This window comes from Mycobacterium simiae (assembly GCF_010727605.1).
Lineage (GTDB): Bacteria > Actinomycetota > Actinomycetes > Mycobacteriales > Mycobacteriaceae > Mycobacterium > Mycobacterium simiae.
Genome location: NZ_AP022568.1, coordinates 4414220 through 4432800 on the forward strand (window position 1 = coordinate 4414220; position 18581 = coordinate 4432800).

Genomic DNA, 18581 nt, shown 5'->3' on the forward strand with positions numbered 1-18581 from the left:
GGTGTCCACGCGCGCCCTGCTGATACTCGGTGGGATACGGTTTCCGTCGTGAGCGCTATGGAGATTCACCTGTTAGTGGTCGGAATCCCGGCGTTGCTGGTGATCGTGCTGGTGGCGCTGATCTGGTCGCGCAAGGGGCCGCACCCGGCGACCTACAAGATGTCCGAGCCGTGGACGCATCCGCCGATCCTGTGGGCGGCCACCGACGAGGCCGTCGGCGGGGCACACGGACATCATGCATCGGAGTTCTCAGTCGGAGGTGGCGCCAGTGGCACATGGTGAGGTAGCGACTAGAGAGCCCGCCGGGCTGCCCAAGGGTTTTGTGATCACGACCAGCGGGCGAGTGTCCGGCGTCACCGAGCCCGGCGAGCTGTCATCGCACTACCCGTTCCCGATCAAGGACCTCGTCGCCATCGACGACGCCCTGAAATACGGCTCCCGCCAGTCGATGACGCGGTTCGCCATCTACCTCGGTGACCTCGGCAGCGACACGGCGGCCCGGGCTCGCGAGATCCTGGCCCAGGTGCCCACGCCGAACAACGCGGTGCTATTGGCGGTGTCCCCGAACCAATCCGTCATCGAGGTGGTCTACGGCGCGGATGTCCGCGGGCGGGGCGCCGAGTCGGCCGCGCCGCTCGGTGTTGCCGCAGCGTCGTCGGCGTTCGAGCAGGGCCACTTGGTCGAGGGTCTGATCAGCGCGATCCGCGTGCTCAGCGCGGGAATCTCCCCGGCCTAACCGGCGGCCGGACCCGTATCGAAGGCGCGGGCCCGCAGCGCCCGCTTCACCCCGGCCTGCCCCTCCAACACAAGGCGACGCAGCGCCGGGGGCACCTCCGATTCCGGCGCGGCCAGGAACTCGTCGGCGGCGGCGATCGCGTCCTCACTGATGTCCCACGAGGGGTAGAGCCCGATCACCACCGTCTGCGCGACCTCGCTGGAGCGACGCGCCCACACTCCCGGAATCGCCTGGAAATAGCGGGCGGTGAACGGTTTGAGCAACTCCGACTGGCCGGGCGCCCCGAAGCCCGCAACGATCGCACGGGTCGTCGCGTTAGCCAACGTGTCGTCCTCGACCACCGTGGTGAACGCCTGCTCCTTGACCTCGAGTTGCGGGCGCGCCGCGGCGGCCTGGGCGCCATGCCGCTTGCCGGTCGCCGTCGGGTCGCGCTGCACCTCGGCATCGATGAATCGCGTTTCGAGTCCGTCGGCGTCGACGTCGCCGGCCGCGGCCAGGGCGGTGACGATGCGCCACCGCAGGTCGGTGTCGATCTCCAGGCCGGCCAGGCCCGACTCGGCCGGGGCCCGGTCCAGCAGGTCCGCCAGCGTGGCGATATGCCGGGTGGACAACACCGACGAGCACAGCGTGTTGACGAAGGCGAGCTGGTGATCGGATCCGGGTGGTGCCTCCCGGGCCAGTTCCAACACCCGGTCGGCGAAGCGCGGCCAGCCATGTTCGCGGGCCCAGCCCGGCTCGGCGTAGGAACTCAGCGCCGTCTGCGCCTGCAGCAACAGCCGCTGGGCCACCCCGACTTCGGTCTCGGCCTGCACACCCTTGGAGACCAGCGCGACGAAGTCGCGGGCCCGCAGCTCGGCCTCGCGAGTCATCTCCCACGCCGCCGACCAGACCAACGAGCGGGGCAGCGAATCGGCGATGTCGGCGATGCGCTCCAGCGCCGTGCGCAACGATTGCGGGTCCAGGCGCAGCGAGCAGTACGTCAGGTCGTCGTCGTTGACCAGGATCAGCTTCCCGGACGACACACCCACCAGGGCAGGCACTTCCGTCTGGGCGCCGTCAACATCGAGCTCCTCGCGGTGCACCCGCACTAACTTGCCCGCGTCGTCGTCGTAGATGCCGACCGCCAGCCGGTGCACCCGGGTTTCACCCGCCCCGGGCGCCGCGCCGCTCTGCGCCACCGCAAACCGAGTGAACTTGCCGTCGGCATCCACTTCGAATTCGGGACGCAGCGTGTTCAGGCCCGTGGTCTTCAGCCACTGCTGACCCCAATTCGACAAATCACGACCCGACGCCCGCTCCAGCGCGGTCAGCAGATCGCTGAATGTGGCGTTGCCGAACGCGTGGGCCCGGAAGTAGTCGCGCAGGCCGGCCAAGAAGTGCTCCAGACCGACGTAGGCGACCAGCTGCTTGAGCACCGAAGCGCCCTTGGCGTAGGTGATGCCGTCGAAGTTGACCTCGACCGCGTGCAGGTCGGGGATGTCCGCGGCGATCGGGTGCGTCGACGGCAACTGGTCCTGGCGGTATGCCCACGACTTCTCGACGGTCGCGAAAGTCGTCCAGGCCGAGGTGTATTCGGTCGCCTCAGCCTGGCAGAGCACCGAGGCGAAGGTGGCGAAGGATTCGTTGAGCCACAAGTCATCCCACCATGTCATGGTCACCAGGTCGCCGAACCACATGTGCGCCATCTCGTGCAGCACCGTTTCGGCGCGGCGCTCGTAGGAGGCCCGGGTGACCTTGCTGCGGAAGACGTAGTCCTCGAGGAAAGTCACCGCCCCGGCGTTCTCCATTGCGCCGGCGTTGAATTCGGGAACGAACAACTGGTCGTATTTGCCAAACGCGTACGGAACACCAAAGTTGTTGTGGTAGAAGGTAAATCCTTGCTTCGTCTCGGTGAACAACCGCTCGGGGTCCATGTGCTCGGCGAGCGAGGTTCGGCAATAGATGCCCAGCGGGATCTCGCCATGCTCGTCGCGATAGGAGTCCTTCCACTCCGCATACGGACCCGCGATCAGCGCAACCAGGTAGGTGCTCATCCGCGGGGTGACCGCGAAGAGGTGCACACGATTGGCGCCCGACTCCTCCACCGACGATGTGGCGCCGTTCGAGATCACCTTCCAATGCGCCGGCGCGGTCACCCGCACCTCGAAGGTCGCTTTGAGATCGGGTTGGTCGAAGCAGGCGAACATCCTTTTGGCGTCGGCGGTTTCGAACTGGGAGTACAGGTAGATCTCGTTATCCACCGGATCGACGAAGCGGTGCAGGCCTTCGCCGGTGTTGGAGTAGCGGCAATCGGCGTCGACGACGACAACGTTGCGGTCGGCCAGGCCACGCAGCAAAATGCCGGTCGATTCGTCGTATCCGGAGATATCCACCTCCCGCCCGTTGAGGGTGGCGCTGCGAACGGTCTCGGCGGACAAGTCGATGACCGTGTCGGCGCCGGCCAATGCGTCGAACACCACGGTGGTGGTGGAGCGGAAGGTGCGTTCGCCGGGGCCGCCGTTACCGTCGGTCAGATCCAGGGTGATCTGGTAGCTGTCAACGGTGACGAGGGCCGCGCGCTCGATGGCTTGGTCGCGAGTCAGGTTAGGAAGGGCCACCCGTCCAACTTAGTAGCGCTGCCGTTTTGCGGTGCGAAACGGGAACACTCGCGCGGCGACTACGGTTGTGCTGAACGGTGTTGTGACCGTTTCCGAATACCCGACCCCGCGGAGAGGACTGGCCGATGTCCGAGAAGACCCCTGTGAAAGACCAAGCCGATTTCTGGTTCGATCCGCTGTGCCCGTGGTGTTGGATCACCTCGCGCTGGATCCTCGAGGTCGAGAAGGTTCGCGACATCGAGGTCAATTTCCACGTCATGAGCCTGGCGGTGCTCAACGAGAATCGCGAGAACCTGCCGGACAAGTACCGGGAGATGATGAAGCGTGCGTGGGGCCCGGTGCGGGTGGCGATCGCCGCCGAGCAGGCCCACGGCTCTTCAGTGCTGGCTCCCTTGTACGCCGCGATGGGCACCCGAATCCACAACGAGGGCAACCAAGATCTCGACGAGGTGATCAAGCTGTCGTTGGCCGACGCGGGTCTGCCAGCCGAACTGGCAACGGCCGCCACCAGCACCGACTACGACGAGGCGTTGCGTAAGAGCCACCACGCCGGGATGGACGCGGTCGGCGACGATGTCGGCACCCCGACCATTCACGTCAACGGGGTGGCATTCTTCGGGCCGGTGCTGTCGAAGATTCCGCGCGGTGAAGAGGCCGGCAAGTTGTGGGACGCCTCGGTGATCTTCGCCTCTTACCCGCACTTCTTCGAGCTCAAGCGGACCCGCACCGAGGCGCCGGAGTTCGACTAGGTCTTGCCGCTGCCCGGCGTGCACGGCGTCGTGTCCGGCGTGCACAGTGTCGTGCACAATGTCGTGCACAATGACGGGCATGCGTGTCTACCTGGGTGCCGACCACGCCGGATTCGAGCTCAAGCAAGCGATCATCGAGCATCTGAGGAAATCCGGGCACGAGCCGATCGATTGCGGCGCTTTTGCCTACGACGCCGAGGACGACTACCCCGCGTTTTGCATCGCGGCGGCCACCCGGACGGTGGCCGACCCCGGCAGCCTGGGCATCGTTCTCGGCGGATCGGGCAACGGCGAACAAATCGCGGCCAACAAGGTGCCCGGTGCGCGCTGCGCGCTGGCATGGAGCGTCGAGACGGCGTCGCTGGCGCGTGAGCACAACAATGCCCAACTGATCGGAATAGGCGGCCGGATGCACACCGTGGCCGAAGCGCTGAGCTTCGTCGACGCCTTCCTCGCCACGCCGTGGTCGAAAGCCGAACGCCATCAACGGCGTATCGACATCCTCGACGAGTACGAGCGCACGCATCAGGCTCCTCCGGTGCCAGGCGGGCAGGGTTAAGCACCGCGTTGCCTGAGGGACATACCCTGCACCGGCTGGCCCGGCTGCATCAACGCCGATTCGGCGGCGCAGCGGTCGCCGTGTCCAGCCCGCAGGGCCGGTTCGCCGGGCCGGCCGCGGCGGTGAACGGGCAGGTGCTGCGCAAGTCCAGCGCGTGGGGCAAACACCTGTTTCACCACTACGCCAACGGCCCGATCGTGCACGTCCACCTGGGTCTGTACGGCACGTTCACCGAATGGGAGCGGGGCGACGACGCAACCCTTCCGGAAGCGATCGGGCAGGTACGGATGCGAATGGTCGGCGCCGAGTACGGCACCGACCTGCGCGGCCCGACGGTGTGCGAGGTGATCGACGAGGCTGCGGTCAGCGACGTCGTGGCCAAGCTCGGCCCCGACCCGTTACGTAACGACGCCGACCCGTCCTGGGCGTGGACCCGAATCACCAAGTCGCGCAGACCGATCGGCGCGCTATTGATGGATCAGACCGTCATCGCCGGGGTAGGCAACGTCTACCGCAGTGAGTTGTTGTTCCGGCACCGCATCGACCCGTACCGGCCCGGGCGGTCGATCGGTGCCGCGGAATTCGATGCGGCGTGGACCGATCTGGTGGCGCTGATGAAGGTCGGCCTGCGGCGCGGCCGGATCATCGTGGTGCGGCCCGAGCACGATCACGGTTTGCCGTCGTACCGGCCGGATCGGCCCCGCACCTACGTCTACCGGCGTGCCGGCGAACCATGCCGGGTTTGCGGCGGGCCGATCCGCACGGCGGTGCTGGAGGGGCGCAACCTGTTCTGGTGCTCGACCTGCCAGAAGTGACCGTCACGCCGGCTGCCGGATTGGCAGGAAACTGACAGGAAGAAACGCTGGCGTCTATAGTTTTCGGTCGGCCGCGGGCGGGTAGAAGTGCGCGTGTGAAGATGATTTCGCGTGTAGCTGCAACGATTTTCGTCGGAGCCGCGGTTGCGGGTCTGGCTGGCGTCGGCATCGCCGCCGACGCGGTCGCGGCGCCCGGGCCATTCCCGCAGTGGTGCCCGGGGGAGTTCTGGGACCCGGGCTGGGGCAACAACTGGGACTGGAACAACTGCCATGACTGGCGCGGCGGGCCACCGCCGCCGCCGGACCGCCCGTGGGACCGGGGTCCTGGGTGGGGCGGGCCGCCGCCCCCACCGGACCGCCCGTGGGGTCCGCCGCCGCCTCCCGGATGGCACCCGTGATACGTCCCTGACAACCATCGCGCCCTGCCGGCCTCGTTCGGCAGGGCGCGCCTCATGTCGAGAACTGGGAGACGTCGACCCCGAGGGTGGCGTAGACCTCGTTGCTCAATGCCAGGCTGCGTGGGTCGGCATTAGCCTTCGTGGCGTCGAACCGGTTGGCCACGTAGGCGTAACCGATGCGGTGCTCGAGGTCGACGAACCCAAACGAGCCGCCGAGCCCGCCGTGGCCGAAGATCCGCGGGTTGGGCCCGTTCACGCACCGCTGGTTGAGCATGTAGCCCAGCCCCCAACCGTGGTCGGCGACCCGAGGTCCGAGCACCAGGTCGGTCTCCAGGCCGCCCTGACACTCCCGGATCACGTCCATGTGTTGACGGCTGAGCAGTTTCTCCTGCGCGAGCGCGTTGTAGAACGTCGCCAGGCCCAAGGCCGACACCTGGCCGTTGGTGCCGGGGAACTCCAGCGCGCGCCAGCGGTCCAGGTCATAGGAGCTGACCTCGTCGTCCGGCGCCCAACCCATCGCGACCGCCAGGCCGGCCTTCGGGTGATCGGCCAGGCTGGCCGGGCTGGCCGGGATGTGTGTGAGCAGGTCGCGCATGTGCGGCTTGTTCACCCGTTCGGCGCAGCGCAGCTGGTCGGCGGGGAACAGGCCGATGTGGACGTCGGCGCCCAGCGGCTCGGCGATCTCGGTGCGCAGGTACTGGCCGATCGTGCGGCCGGTCACCCGGCGGAACACCTCGCCGACGATGAAGCCGAAGGTGGTCATGTGGTAGCCCTGGGCGGTGCCGGGCTGCCACCACGGTTCGGCGCTGACCAGCTGTTCACAGACGTAGTCCCAGTCGCAGACCTGCACCCAGGTGATCGGGGTGCGCGGCCCGATGACGCCGGACCGGTGACTCATCACCATGGCCAGCGTGATGTGCTCCTTGCCCGCCTGTCCGAATTCCGGCCAATACCGTGCGATCGGTGCGTGCAGGTCCACCTCGCCGCGGTCGACGAGCTGGTGCATGCAGGTGGCCGAGAGCCCCTTGGTGCCGGACAGCACCGTGGTCAGAGTGTCTTGCTGCCAGGGCCGCGTCGCGGCCCCGTCTGCCCAGCCACCCCACAGGTTGACGACCAGGTCCCCGTCGACCCACACGGCAACGGCGGCACCCTGTTCGAGTTGCAGTGCGAAGTTGCGCTCGAACGCGTCGCGGACTCCGATGAAGTCCGGCGCGCAAGAGCCCTTGATGGCGGCTTCAGGTGCAAGGTCGCTCATGGCGCCTTTCTGTGGAGCTACCTACCCCGAGCGGGCGACGGGAATCGAACCCGCGTAGCTAGTTTGGAAGACTAGGGCTCTACCATTGAGCTACGCCCGCATGCATTAGTCGAGCGAGACTGTATCTGGCTGCGAACATCAAATCTAATCGACGCAGATTCGTGACTGCTTTGTGAGGTCTTGAGTTCGCTCCCAAGCCGGTGGCCCTGCTGCTACTGGGGGGCCGTAGGATCGCGAGGTCAGCGCGGGGTGTAGCGCAGCTTGGTAGCGCATCCGCTTTGGGAGCGGAAGGCCGCAGGTTCAAATCCTGTCACCCCGACCAGCACCGCGCCGCAACCCAGCCGGCTCGCAAGGCCACCACAGAACGACCATCAAGGAGCACACCCGTGAAGAGCAGCGTCGAGCAGTTGAGCCCCACCCGGGTGCGCATCAACGTGGAGGTGCCTTTCACCGAACTCGAACCCGACTTCCAGCGCGCCTACAAGGAGCTGGCCAAGCAGGTCCGGCTGCCCGGATTCCGGCCCGGCAAGGTGCCGACGAAGTTACTCGAGGCCCGGTTCGGCCGGGAGGAGATGCTGGACCAGGTCGTCAACGAGGCGCTGCCGGCCCGGTACGGGCAAGCTGTCAGCGAGACCGAAGTGCACCCGATCGGCCGTCCCGAGATCGAGGTGACCAAAAAGGAGTACGGCGAGGACCTTGCGTTCACGGCCGAGGTCGACGTCCGCCCCGAGCTCACCCTTCCGGACCTGAGCTCGTTGCAGGTTTCGGTGGACCCGATCGAGGTCAGCGACGAGGACGTCGAAGCCGAACTGCAGTCGCTGCGCGCCCGGTTCGGCACGCTCACCGGGGTGGACCGGCCGGTCGCCGACGGTGACTTCGTCTCCATCGACTTGTCGGCGACTGTCAACGGCGAAGAGGTGCCGGGCGCCGCCGCGGAAGGACTGTCGCACGAGGTTGGCTCCGGCCGTCTGATCGACGGCCTCGACGACGCGCTCATCGGCATGTCGGTCGACGAGTCCAAGGAATTCACCGCCAAGCTGGCGACCGGTGAACACGCGGGCCAGGATGCGCAGGTCACCGTCACCGTCAAGACGATTAAGCAACGGGAGCTGCCGGAGCCCGACGACGAATTCGCGCAACTAGCAAGCGAATTCGACACCATCGACGAGCTGCGGACCAATCTGCGCGACCAGGTGGCCCGGATCAAGCGCGCCCAGCAGGCGGAGAAGATTCAGCAAGCCACGATGGACGCGCTGCTCGAACAGGTCGACGTGCCGCTGCCGGAGGCGATCGTGCAGGCCCAGTTCGACAGCGCGCTGCACGGCGCGATCGACAGCGTCGGCCATGACGAGGACAAGTTCACCGAGGTGCTCGCTCAGCAGGGCAAGACACGCGAGGAGTTCGAGGCCGAGACGCGTACCGCGGTGGAGAAGGACGTCCGGCGGCAGCTGCTGTTCGACGCGCTGGCCGACGACCTGCAGATCCAGGTCGGCCAGGACGACCTGACCGAGCGGCTGGTGGCGACGTCGCGGCAGTACGGCATCGAACCGCAGCAGCTGTTCGCCTACCTTCAGGAGAACAACCAGCTGCCCGCCATGTTCGCCGACGTGCGGCGCGGCTTGGCGATTGCCGCGGTGGTTTCGGCGGCGACGGTCACCGACACGGACGGCAACGTCGTCGACACGAGCGAGTTCTTCCCAGACCGGACGAAGGCGGCCGACGAAGCCGACACGGCCGACGAAGCCCAGGACACGACCGAAGAGCCCAGCGACAACTGAGCCGGCCTTGACGCTGTGAGCGAACGCGGGGTCCGCGGCGCGAAACGGTGGACTTGGTTGGTTAGTGTCGGTGAGTACAGATCTGAAAGAAAGCAGGTAATCCCGTCGTGACTGACATGCGTTCGAACTCGGTGGGCCTCAACCTCACGGACTCGGTGTATGAGCGCTTGCTCTCCGAGCGCATCATCTTCCTGGGTTCGGAGGTGAACGACGAGGTCGCCAACCGGTTGTGCGCGCAGATTCTGCTGCTCGCCGCCGAGGACAGCGACAAGGACATCAACCTCTACATCAACTCTCCGGGTGGCTCGATCAGCGCCGGGATGGCCATTTACGACACGATGGTCCTGGCACCCTGCGACATCGCCACCTATGCGATGGGCATGGCCGCCTCGATGGGGGAGTTCCTGTTGGCGGCCGGCACCAAGGGCAAGCGCTTCGCGCTGCCGCACGCCCGCATCCTGATGCACCAGCCGCTCGGTGGAGTGACCGGTAGCGCGGCCGACATCGCAATCCAGGCCGAGCAGTTCCACGTCATCAAGAAGGAGATGTTCCGGCTGAACGCCGAGTTCACCGGCCAATCGATCGAACGCATCGAGGCCGACTCGGACCGCGACCGGTGGTTCACCGCGCAGGAGGCCCTGGAATACGGCTTCGTCGACCACATCATCACCCGCGCCGCCCACATCACCAATGGAGAAGCCCGATGAGTCCCCAGCATCCTGAAATCCAGCCTCAGGCGCGCTACATTCTGCCGTCGTTCATCGAGCACTCCAGCTTCGGTGTCAAGGAGTCGAACCCCTACAACAAGCTGTTCGAGGAACGCATCATCTTCCTCGGCGTGCAGGTCGACGACGCCTCGGCGAACGACATCATGGCCCAGTTGCTGGTGCTGGAATCGCTGGACCCCGACCGCGACATCACCATGTACATCAACTCGCCGGGTGGCGGATTCACCTCGCTGATGGCGATTTACGACACCATGCAGTACGTGCGCGCCGACATCCAGACGGTGTGCCTGGGACAGGCGGCCTCGGCCGCGGCGGTGTTGCTGGCTGCCGGAACACCGGGTAAGCGGATGGCGCTGCCCAACGCCCGGGTGCTGATCCACCAGCCGTCGCTGCAGGGCGTGATCCAAGGCCAGTTCTCCGACCTGGAGATCCAGGCTGCCGAGATCGAGCGGATGCGCACGCTGATGGAGACGACGCTGGCCCGGCACACCAACAAGGAACCGTCGGTGATCCGCAAGGACACCGACCGGGACAAGATCCTGACCGCCGAAGAGGCCAAGGACTACGGGATCATCGACACGGTGCTGGAGTACCGGAAGCTGTCCGCGCAGACCAATTAAGGACGGTCGCTTTCACCGAGCGCGCACTGACTGCGATTTTCTAGCTGTGGTTGCAGTGGGTGCGCGCTCAGTGTTTTTTGCGACGTCCAGCGCACCGGCCACGGCCGCGATGTCGGCGGGCGTCACCCGGCAGCATCCGCCGACGACGCCCGCCCCGGCCGCGACCCACTGACGGGCACGGTCCGCGGAGAACCGCGACACACCGGTCCAGGCGCGTCCGTTCCAGCGCTCGCCGCTGTTCGGGTAGACGATCACGGGTTTGCCTACGGCGCAGGCGATTTCGATTGCCGGCGGCACGTCGTCGGGACTGCAGCAGTTGACGCCGACTGCGACGATCTGGTCCACGCTGGCGGCCACCGAGAACGCCTCGGCCAGTGGTTGTCCGGCGCGCGTGCGGGTCCCGTCGATGGTGTAGCTCAACCAGGCTGGCTTGCCTGACGCACGCACCAGATCGACCAGCGCCTCGGCTTCGTCGACGTCGGGCATGGTTTCCAGGGCCAGCACATCCGCGCCCGCGTCGGCCAATACCTCGAGCCGCGGTCGGTGCCAGCGCCTCAGTTGCGAGACGGAAACCCCGTAGCGGCCGCGATATTCCGAGCCGTCGGCCAACGCCGCGCTGTACGGACCGATCGAGGCGGCCACCAGCAGGCCGCCGGTTGCGTCGCGGGCCGTTGCCGCAAGGTCGACGCTGCGACGCAGTAATTTGACCGCTTCATCGCGGCCGATGCCGCGCGCGGAAAAGCCGTCGAACGATGCTTGATAACTGGCGGTCGTCGCGATCTTGGCGCCGGCCTGAAAGTAGGTGGTGTGCACCGCGGCGATCTCTTGCGGGGCATCCGACAGCAACCTCGCCGACCACAGCGCGTCGGACAGGTCGTGTCCGCGCGCCTCCAACTCGGTCGCCAAGCCGCCGTCGCTGATCAGCACGGAATCGGTGGGCCACAAAGATTCGGCAGCCATTCCCACTCATGCCACTGTAGGGTGGTGGCCTGGCAACCGGTCCGTACGGCGTACCAGCCTCGGTGGGGTAACGACCGCGACACGCCAAAGACACGGAAAGCGCGTCTCGGCCGGTGCGGACGGTTGTCGGGCTATATGTTTTCGGACAGGCATGAATACCACCGACGCGATTCGGCGCTAATGGTCGCGGCGGGCCCGATCTAGCGGGTAGCGTCGGGGGAATACATGCGGCACGTTGAGGCGTACGGCGAACAGGAAGTAGGCACTTAGGCACCATGGCGCGCATCGGAGACGGCGGTGATCTGCTGAAGTGCTCATTCTGCGGGAAGAGCCAAAAGCAGGTAAAAAAACTCATTGCGGGCCCGGGTGTTTACATCTGCGATGAGTGCATTGATCTCTGCAACGAGATCATCGAAGAGGAGCTTGCCGACGCCGACGACGTCAAACTCGACGAACTGCCCAAGCCGGCCGAAATCCGGGAGTTCCTGGAGGGCTATGTCATCGGGCAGGACACCGCCAAGCGGACACTGGCGGTCGCCGTCTACAACCACTACAAGCGAATTCAGGCCGGCGAAAAGGGTCGGGACTCTCGGTGCGAACCGGTCGAGCTGACCAAATCCAACATTTTGATGCTCGGCCCGACCGGCTGCGGCAAAACGTATTTGGCCCAGACGCTGGCCAAGATGCTCAACGTCCCGTTCGCCATCGCCGACGCCACCGCCCTGACCGAGGCCGGTTACGTCGGTGAAGACGTCGAGAACATTCTGCTCAAGCTGATCCAGGCCGCCGACTACGACGTCAAGCGCGCCGAGACCGGCATCATCTACATCGACGAGGTCGACAAGATCGCCCGCAAGAGCGAGAACCCCTCGATCACTCGCGACGTCTCCGGCGAAGGTGTGCAGCAAGCCCTGCTGAAGATTCTGGAGGGCACCCAGGCGTCGGTTCCTCCGCAAGGCGGCCGCAAGCACCCCCACCAGGAATTCATTCAGATCGACACCACCAACGTATTGTTCATCGTCGCGGGTGCGTTCGCCGGGCTGGAGAAGATCATCTATGAGCGCGTCGGCAAGCGGGGCCTGGGCTTCGGCGCCGAGGTGCGCTCCAAGGCGGAGATCGACACCACCGATCACTTCGCCGAAGTGATGCCCGAAGACCTGATCAAGTTCGGCCTGATCCCCGAGTTCATCGGCCGGTTGCCGGTGGTCGCCTCGGTCACCAACCTGGACATGGAGTCGTTGGTCAAGATCTTGTCCGAGCCGAAGAACGCTCTGGTCAAGCAGTACACCCGGCTGTTCGAGATGGACGGCGTGGAGCTGGAGTTCACCGACGACGCGCTGGAGGCGATCGCCGACCAGGCGATCCACCGCGGCACCGGTGCCCGGGGTCTGCGCGCGATCATGGAAGAGGTCCTGCTGCCGGTGATGTACGACATCCCCAGCCGCGACGACGTCGCCAAGGTGGTCGTCACCAAGGAGACGGTGCAGGACAACGTGTTGCCGACGATCGTGCCGCGCAAGCCTTCCCGCTCCGAGCGGCGCGACAAGAGCGCCTGACGACGATCAAGCGGCTGTGGCCGCGTTGAGGAGTCGGGCAATCAGGTAGCGCCTGACGACGATCAAGCGGCTGTGGCCGCGTTGAGGAGTCGGGCAATCAGATAGCGCCTGACGACGATCAAGCGGCTGTGGTCGCGTTGAGGAGTCGGGCAATCGGGTAGCGCCTGACGACGATCAAGCGGCTGCGGGAGGCTCGCGAATTTGCCACCGCACGTGAGCAACGCCACAGTTTTGTGTCGTACTCGTCAGTAGCACGTCCTGAACACGCATTTTGCCTAAGATAACCCTAAGGACGCGCAGCTTCGGACGTTCTTCCAGCCGGACTACCAGTGCCATAATTGGTACTGCCAGTCTCATGCAATCGCGTGCGGCTGGGAGCACCTAAACGGCGCGTAACCTGAAGCTTTGGCACGGGTGGGTATCCGGTCAACCAATGAGAGGCGGAGACGTGGATCCGAACGGTAGCGGAACCGGATCTGAATCTCATAACGACAGCGCGTCGGACCGTCAGCGCCTTGAACAAGTAGTCATCCGGTTCGCCGGCGACTCCGGCGACGGTATGCAGCTAACCGGCGACCGGTTCACCTCGGAGGCAGCGCTCTTCGGTAACGACTTGGCGACCCAGCCTAACTACCCCGCCGAAATTCGGGCACCTGCAGGGACTTTGCCCGGTGTCTCGTCCTTCCAGATTCAAATCGCCGACTACGACATCCTCACGGCCGGTGACCGGCCGGACGTACTGGTTGCCATGAATCCGGCCGCATTGAAAGCCAACATTGGCGATCTGCCGCGCGGCGGAATGGTGATCGCCAATTCCGACGAATTCACCAAGCGCAATCTCACCAAGGTCGGGTATGTAGCCAACCCGCTCGAGACCGGCGAGCTGTCCGACTACGTCGTGCACTCGGTCGCGATGACGACTCTGACGTTGGGCGCCGTCGAGGCGATCGGCGCGTCCAAGAAAGACGGCCAGCGGGCCAAGAATATGTTCGCCCTCGGTCTGCTGTCGTGGATGTATGGGCGACCGATCCAGACCAGCGAGAACTTCATCCGGGAGAAGTTCGTCCGCAAGCCTGACGTCGCCGAAGCCAATGTGCTCGCCCTGAAGGCGGGCTGGAACTACGGCGAAACCACTGAGGCGTTCGGCACCACCTACGAGGTATCGCGGGCGACCTTGCCGCCGGGTGAGTACCGCCAGATCTCCGGCAACACCGCGCTGGCCTACGGGATCGTCGCGGCCGGACAACTCGCCAACATTCCCGTCGTCCTCGGCAGCTACCCGATCACGCCCGCCTCGGACATCCTCCACGAGCTGTCCAGGCACAAGAACTTCAACGTCATCACCTTCCAGGCCGAGGATGAGATCGGCGGCGTCTGCGCCGCGATCGGCGCTTCCTACGGCGGTGCACTGGGAGTCACCAGCACCTCGGGGCCCGGAATCTCGCTGAAGTCCGAGGCCCTGGGGCTGGCGGTGATGACCGAGCTGCCACTGCTGGTCATCGACGTGCAACGCGGCGGCCCGTCGACCGGGCTGCCCACCAAGACCGAGCAGGCCGACTTGCTACAGGCGCTGTTCGGCCGCAACGGCGAGTCGCCGGTGGCGGTGGTGGCGCCCAAGTCGCCGTCCGACTGCTTCCAGACCGCCATCGAGGCGGCGCGCATCGCGGTGTCCTACCACACCCCGGTGATCGTCCTATCCGATGGCGCGATCGCTAACGGCTCGGAGCCGTGGCAGATCCCGGATGTCTCGTCGTTGCAGCCGATTACGCACGCATTCGCCAAGCCGGATGAACCGTTCCAGCCTTATGCGCGCGACCCGGAGACGCTGGCCCGCCAGTTCGCGGTGCCCGGCACGCCGGGTCTGGAACACCGCATCGGCGGCCTGGAAGCGGCCAACGGCTCGGGCAACATCTCCTACGAGCCGGTTAACCACGACCTCATGGTGCGGTTGCGCCAGGCCAAGATCGACGGAATCAAGGTCCCGGACCTGGAGGTCGACGACCCGACGGGTGACGCCGAGCTGCTGCTGATCGGCTGGGGCAGCTCTTACGGTCCGATCGGGGAGGCCTGCCGACGCGCGCGGCGCAAGGGCATCAAGGTCGCGCACGCTCATCTGCGCTACCTGAACCCGTTCCCGGCTAACCTCGGTGATGTGCTGCGGCGGTACCCGAGGGTGGTGGCACCGGAGATGAACCTGGGACAGCTCGCGATGTTGCTGCGCAGTAAGTACCTGGTCGACGTGCAGTCGGTCTCCAAGGTGCAGGGCATAGCGTTCCTGGCCGACGAAATCGGGCGGGTAATCCGGGCGGCGTTGGCGGGAACGCTTGCCGAGATCGAGCAAGACAAGACGATGGTCGCCAGAATGGCGGCAGCAACTGTTGGAGCGGGAGCTAACGCATGACGAGTGGGATTGCTGGCGACCTGGCGGGCACGGACCTCGGGTTGACGCCGAGGTTGAAGAAGAACGACGGCGTGCCCACCTTGACCCCTGAGGATCAGCCACAGAAGAGCAAGGACTTCACCAGCGACCAAGAGGTGCGCTGGTGCCCGGGCTGTGGTGACTACGTCATCCTCAACACCATTCGCAACTTCCTGCCGGAGCTGGGGCTGCGCCGCGAGAACATCGTCTTCGTCAGCGGGATCGGCTGCTCCAGCCGGTTCCCGTACTACTTGGAGACCTACGGCTTTCACTCGATCCACGGCCGTGCCCCTGCGATCGCCACCGGTTTGGCGCTGGCCCGCGAGGACCTGTCGGTTTGGGTGGTCACCGGCGACGGCGACGCCCTGTCGATCGGCGGCAACCACCTGATCCACGCGCTGCGCCGCAACGTCAACATCACCATCCTGTTGTTCAACAACCGGATCTACGGGTTGACCAAGGGCCAGTACTCACCGACTTCCGAGGTCGGCAAGATCACCAAGTCGACGCCGATGGGATCGCTCGATCATCCGTTCAACCCGGTGTCGCTGGCGCTGGGCGCCGAGGCGACCTTTGTCGGCCGGGCACTCGACTCAGACCGGGCCGGGCTGACCGAGGTGTTGCGCGGCGCGGCCGAGCACCGTGGCGCCGCGGTGGTCGAGATCCTGCAGGACTGCCCGATCTTCAACGACGGCTCGTTCGACGCGTTACGCAAAGAGGGCGCCGAGGATCGGGTGATCAACGTCCGGCACGGCGAGCCAATTGTGTTCGGCGCCAACGGCGAATACTGCGTGGTGAAGTCCGGCTTCAGCCTCGAGGTCGCCAAGACCGCTGACGTGGCGGTCGAAGAGATCGTCAAGCACGATGCGCACGCGGATAACTCGGCGTACGCGTTCGCCCTGTCGCGGCTCTCCGAGCAGAACCTGGACCACACCGTGCTCGGCATCTTCCGGGACATCACCCGGCCCACCTACGACGACGCCGCCCGCTCCCAGGTTGCCGCGGCCCGGTCGTCGACCCCGTTCGACGCGGCCGCGCTCCAATCGCTGCTGCGCGGGCGCGACACCTGGACCGTCGACTAGGGGGCAGAGGTAGTGACCGATGCCATGTCGTTGGCCGGGGTAGTTCTCGCCGGGGGCGAATCGCGACGCATGGGTCGCGACAAGGCCACCCTGCCGGGTCCGGACGGAACGGCGACGATGGTCGAGTTCGTCGTCGGCGTTCTCTCGCAGCGGTGCAATCCGATCTTTGTCGTGGCCGCCCCCGGTCAGCCGTTACCTCAGCTGACCGCGCGCGTGGTCCGTGACGAGATCCAGGGGCTCGGACCGCTACCCGCCACCGGGCGGGGATTGCGCGCGGCCGCGGAAGCCGGCGCACCGTACGCCTTTGTGTGCGCCGTCGACATGCCGCTGCTCACAGCCGAATTGATCGATCGGCTGATGCTGCTCGCGAGCAAGACCGACGCCGAAGTGGTGCTGCCGTGGGACGGTCGCAGCCACTACCTGGCTGCGGTGTACCGGACCGATCTCGCCGACCGGATCGATGCGCTGGTGGCCGCGGGCGAGCGCAAGATGAGCGCCCTGATCGATGCTTCGGACGTGCAGCAGATCGTGCTGTCGGATTCGCGCCCGTTGACCAACGTCAACACCGACGCCGAGTTCCGCGCGTTGGTGCGTTCCAGCGCCTGAGAGGCCGCCGCTTCGACCACCACGGCGGGAATTAGTTTTCCCCACGGCGCGCTATTCGCGATCCGTGACGTAATTGCGGAGCTGGCTAAGTAATTGGCTATTCAGTTTCTTTTCATTCATTATTCGCGTTAATCGGTCACTGTGGGCCGGCTCGGAAATTGTGCATACGAATCTCGCGACGTATGGCATTGGGGCGGAGGAAAATTCGGGGCCGCCGACGAATGAACCAGGGCCTTTACCGTGGGAAGTGATGATCGAGATTTTCCACAAACCCCGCCGCACCTGTTGTCAGGGAATTGTCGGGTCGCAAACCGGGGTTGGGTGCGTGCTGACTGGGCCCCTGCAGTGCAGCAGTAGTGTCGGCCGCGAGGTGTGACCCGCTGCACCGGCAAGCGTTAAGCCGTTGAAACGCTGTGAAACTCGGTGGAAATATCTGTCAAGACCCGGGTACGACGCGTTAACTATTTGGGCACAAGGCATCTCGGAAGCGAACCGTCAAGTGTTGTGAATCAGGCTGCGGTAGGGCAGTTTTGGAGTGATAGAGAGATCCTTTCAGCGGCCAGCTGGATGGCATCCCCTGTTTGGGCCCTTGCTGTGACGGAGGCTCCGGTGGCGTCGCGCGGGCCGTCAAGACGCGGTTCTAAACGCGCAAAAGTGGTGGCCCACGTCACAAAAAATGCGTGATTCGGGTCACCATTGCGTGCGGATCTTGACTTGCGATGATCCGCGGAAAAGCCAGGCGTGACCTGCACAAAGATTTGGCACTGCGCGCCGTGATCTTCTCGTTATCGTCTCGAGATAGCCGCGTGTCGAAGATGACGAACGCCTGCGGGTCACCTACGGTGCGTTTTAGCCCGAAAAGGCCAACCGAAAATTTAATCCACGGACCCGTGTGTGAGCGGGGCTGCGGGCGGCGATTGCCGCTCGGCAGCTGGCGGCTTGTGGCCCGCCGGGCAGATCACGCCCCGCTGTCGTGCCGAACCGAGACGGCACGTTCCAAAGCACCATTTCCAGTTCACGCAATACCTAAACCCACCCTCGGTGGGTTTGCTTTGGCGCGCGCGCACCGCGAAAGGAACACCTTGAACAACGTCCGCCGAACGCTCGTCCTCGCTGCCCTTACCGGATCGCTGGTGACGGTGCCGTCCGCCACCGCCAGCGCGGATGTGCCCCCGCCGCCCCCGGCTCCCGACGCTCCGGCCCCCGACGCGCCCGCGGCGCCTGTCGGCTTCGACCCGAACGTTCCGCCGCCGGCACCGGACGCCCCGCCGCCGCCCGCGCCAGTGGGTTTCGACCCGAACGTTCCGCCGCCGCCGCCGGCACCCGACGCCCCGCCGCCGCCCGCGCCGGTGGGTTTCGACCCCAACGTGGCGCCCCCGCCCCCGGGGCCGGATGTACCGCCTCCGCCGCCGGTCCGGGCGTACAGCGTCAACTGGGACGCCATCGCGCAGTGCGAGTCGGGCGGCAACTGGTCGATCAGCACCGGTAACGGGTTCTCGGGCGGCCTGCAGTTCACCCCAAGCACCTGGCACGCGAACGGCGGCTCGGGTTCGCCCGCCGGCGCCAGCCGCGAGGAGCAGATTCGGGTGGCCGAGAACGTGTTGCACTCGCAGGGCATCGGCGCCTGGCCGGTCTGCGGCCGCCGCGGCTGACCAACAGTGATCGACGGCGGCTCTGCCGTAGGAAATGCCGGGCGCGGGTGCCCGGCATTTCCTTTTCACCG

General features: G+C 65.8%; 17 protein-coding genes and 2 tRNA genes. 15 read left to right on the forward strand and 4 right to left on the reverse strand.

Features of this window, described 5'->3' with window-relative positions; genetic code table 11:
* The first annotated feature begins 57 nt into the window (after positions 1–57).
* Together ctaJ and G6N33_RS20680 are read left to right on the forward strand one after the other, a co-directional pair.
* A complete protein-coding gene (gene ctaJ / locus G6N33_RS20675) occupies positions 58–282 on the forward strand; it encodes an aa3-type cytochrome oxidase subunit CtaJ (protein ID WP_044507108.1) in 225 nt (74 codons plus the stop codon).
* Entirely contained in the window at positions 269–736 is a 468-nt protein-coding gene (locus tag G6N33_RS20680; protein WP_044507106.1) for a DUF5130 domain-containing protein, read from the forward strand. Before ctaJ ends, G6N33_RS20680 begins: the two co-directional genes overlap by 14 nt.
* On the opposite strand, the gene pepN is transcribed toward G6N33_RS20680, so the two are convergent.
* Positions 733–3333 (reverse strand): aminopeptidase N, encoded by a 2601-nt coding sequence (gene pepN / locus G6N33_RS20685; protein WP_044507104.1) that lies wholly within the window; start codon positions 3331–3333, stop codon positions 733–735. The genes G6N33_RS20680 and pepN overlap by 4 nt on opposite strands.
* 125 nt (positions 3334–3458) lie before the next feature.
* On the opposite strand from pepN, the gene G6N33_RS20690 reads away from it, so the two are divergent.
* The 4 genes from G6N33_RS20690 to G6N33_RS20705 all read left to right on the forward strand — a co-directional run bounded on the left by G6N33_RS20690 (position 3459) and on the right by G6N33_RS20705 (position 5854).
* Positions 3459–4082 (forward strand): Rv2466c family mycothiol-dependent reductase, encoded by a 624-nt coding sequence (locus tag G6N33_RS20690; protein WP_101528688.1) that lies wholly within the window; start codon positions 3459–3461, stop codon positions 4080–4082.
* Between the two features lie 79 nt (positions 4083–4161).
* On the forward strand, positions 4162–4641 hold the full coding sequence (locus G6N33_RS20695; protein ID WP_044512112.1) for a ribose-5-phosphate isomerase: 480 nt from the start codon (positions 4162–4164) through the stop codon (positions 4639–4641).
* An 8-nt stretch (positions 4642–4649) separates the two neighbouring features.
* Positions 4650–5456 (forward strand): Fpg/Nei family DNA glycosylase, encoded by an 807-nt coding sequence (locus G6N33_RS20700; RefSeq protein WP_044507101.1) that lies wholly within the window; start codon positions 4650–4652, stop codon positions 5454–5456.
* Between the two features lie 101 nt (positions 5457–5557).
* Entirely contained in the window at positions 5558–5854 is a 297-nt protein-coding gene (locus tag G6N33_RS20705) for a hypothetical protein (RefSeq protein WP_081662327.1), read from the forward strand.
* A 52-nt stretch (positions 5855–5906) separates the two neighbouring features.
* On the opposite strand, the gene G6N33_RS20710 is transcribed toward G6N33_RS20705, so the two are convergent.
* Complete coding sequence (locus tag G6N33_RS20710; protein ID WP_044507100.1) at positions 5907–7109, reverse strand: serine hydrolase domain-containing protein; 1203 nt, start codon at positions 7107–7109, stop codon at positions 5907–5909.
* A gap of 29 nt (positions 7110–7138) precedes the next feature.
* Positions 7139–7209: transfer RNA gene (locus G6N33_RS20715), tRNA-Gly, on the reverse strand.
* Between the two features lie 145 nt (positions 7210–7354).
* Between G6N33_RS20715 and G6N33_RS20720 the strand changes: the two genes are divergently transcribed.
* The 4 genes from G6N33_RS20720 to clpP2 all read left to right on the forward strand — a co-directional run bounded on the left by G6N33_RS20720 (position 7355) and on the right by clpP2 (position 10235).
* A tRNA-Pro gene (locus G6N33_RS20720) sits at positions 7355–7431 on the forward strand.
* Between the two features lie 64 nt (positions 7432–7495).
* Complete coding sequence (tig, locus tag G6N33_RS20725; RefSeq protein ID WP_044507098.1) at positions 7496–8887, forward strand: trigger factor; 1392 nt, start codon at positions 7496–7498, stop codon at positions 8885–8887.
* Positions 8888–9003: 116 nt separating this feature from the next.
* Positions 9004–9594 (forward strand): ATP-dependent Clp protease proteolytic subunit, encoded by a 591-nt coding sequence (locus G6N33_RS20730; protein WP_044507097.1) that lies wholly within the window; start codon positions 9004–9006, stop codon positions 9592–9594.
* On the forward strand, positions 9591–10235 hold the full coding sequence (clpP2, locus tag G6N33_RS20735) for an ATP-dependent CLP protease proteolytic subunit ClpP2 (protein WP_044507096.1): 645 nt from the start codon (positions 9591–9593) through the stop codon (positions 10233–10235). Before G6N33_RS20730 ends, clpP2 begins: the two co-directional genes overlap by 4 nt.
* Before the next feature lie 12 nt (positions 10236–10247).
* Here clpP2 and mmuM read toward each other — a convergent pair whose 3' ends face one another.
* Complete coding sequence (gene mmuM, locus G6N33_RS20740) at positions 10248–11195, reverse strand: homocysteine S-methyltransferase (RefSeq protein ID WP_049918976.1); 948 nt, start codon at positions 11193–11195, stop codon at positions 10248–10250.
* Between the two features lie 275 nt (positions 11196–11470).
* Between mmuM and clpX the strand changes: the two genes are divergently transcribed.
* The 5 genes from clpX to G6N33_RS27100 all read left to right on the forward strand — a co-directional run bounded on the left by clpX (position 11471) and on the right by G6N33_RS27100 (position 18510).
* Entirely contained in the window at positions 11471–12751 is a 1281-nt protein-coding gene (gene clpX / locus G6N33_RS20745; protein WP_044507095.1) for an ATP-dependent Clp protease ATP-binding subunit ClpX, read from the forward strand.
* Between the two features lie 448 nt (positions 12752–13199).
* Entirely contained in the window at positions 13200–15152 is a 1953-nt protein-coding gene (locus tag G6N33_RS20750) for a 2-oxoacid:acceptor oxidoreductase subunit alpha (protein ID WP_101528690.1), read from the forward strand.
* Complete coding sequence (locus tag G6N33_RS20755; protein ID WP_044507092.1) at positions 15149–16252, forward strand: 2-oxoacid:ferredoxin oxidoreductase subunit beta; 1104 nt, start codon at positions 15149–15151, stop codon at positions 16250–16252. Before G6N33_RS20750 ends, G6N33_RS20755 begins: the two co-directional genes overlap by 4 nt.
* A gap of 24 nt (positions 16253–16276) precedes the next feature.
* Positions 16277–16858: a molybdenum cofactor guanylyltransferase gene (gene mobA, locus G6N33_RS20760; RefSeq protein WP_044512109.1), complete on the forward strand. Its 582-nt coding sequence runs from the start codon at positions 16277–16279 to the stop codon at positions 16856–16858.
* Between the two features lie 1082 nt (positions 16859–17940).
* Positions 17941–18510: a transglycosylase family protein gene (locus G6N33_RS27100; protein ID WP_170310410.1), complete on the forward strand. Its 570-nt coding sequence runs from the start codon at positions 17941–17943 to the stop codon at positions 18508–18510.
* Positions 18511–18581 lie beyond the last annotated feature (71 nt).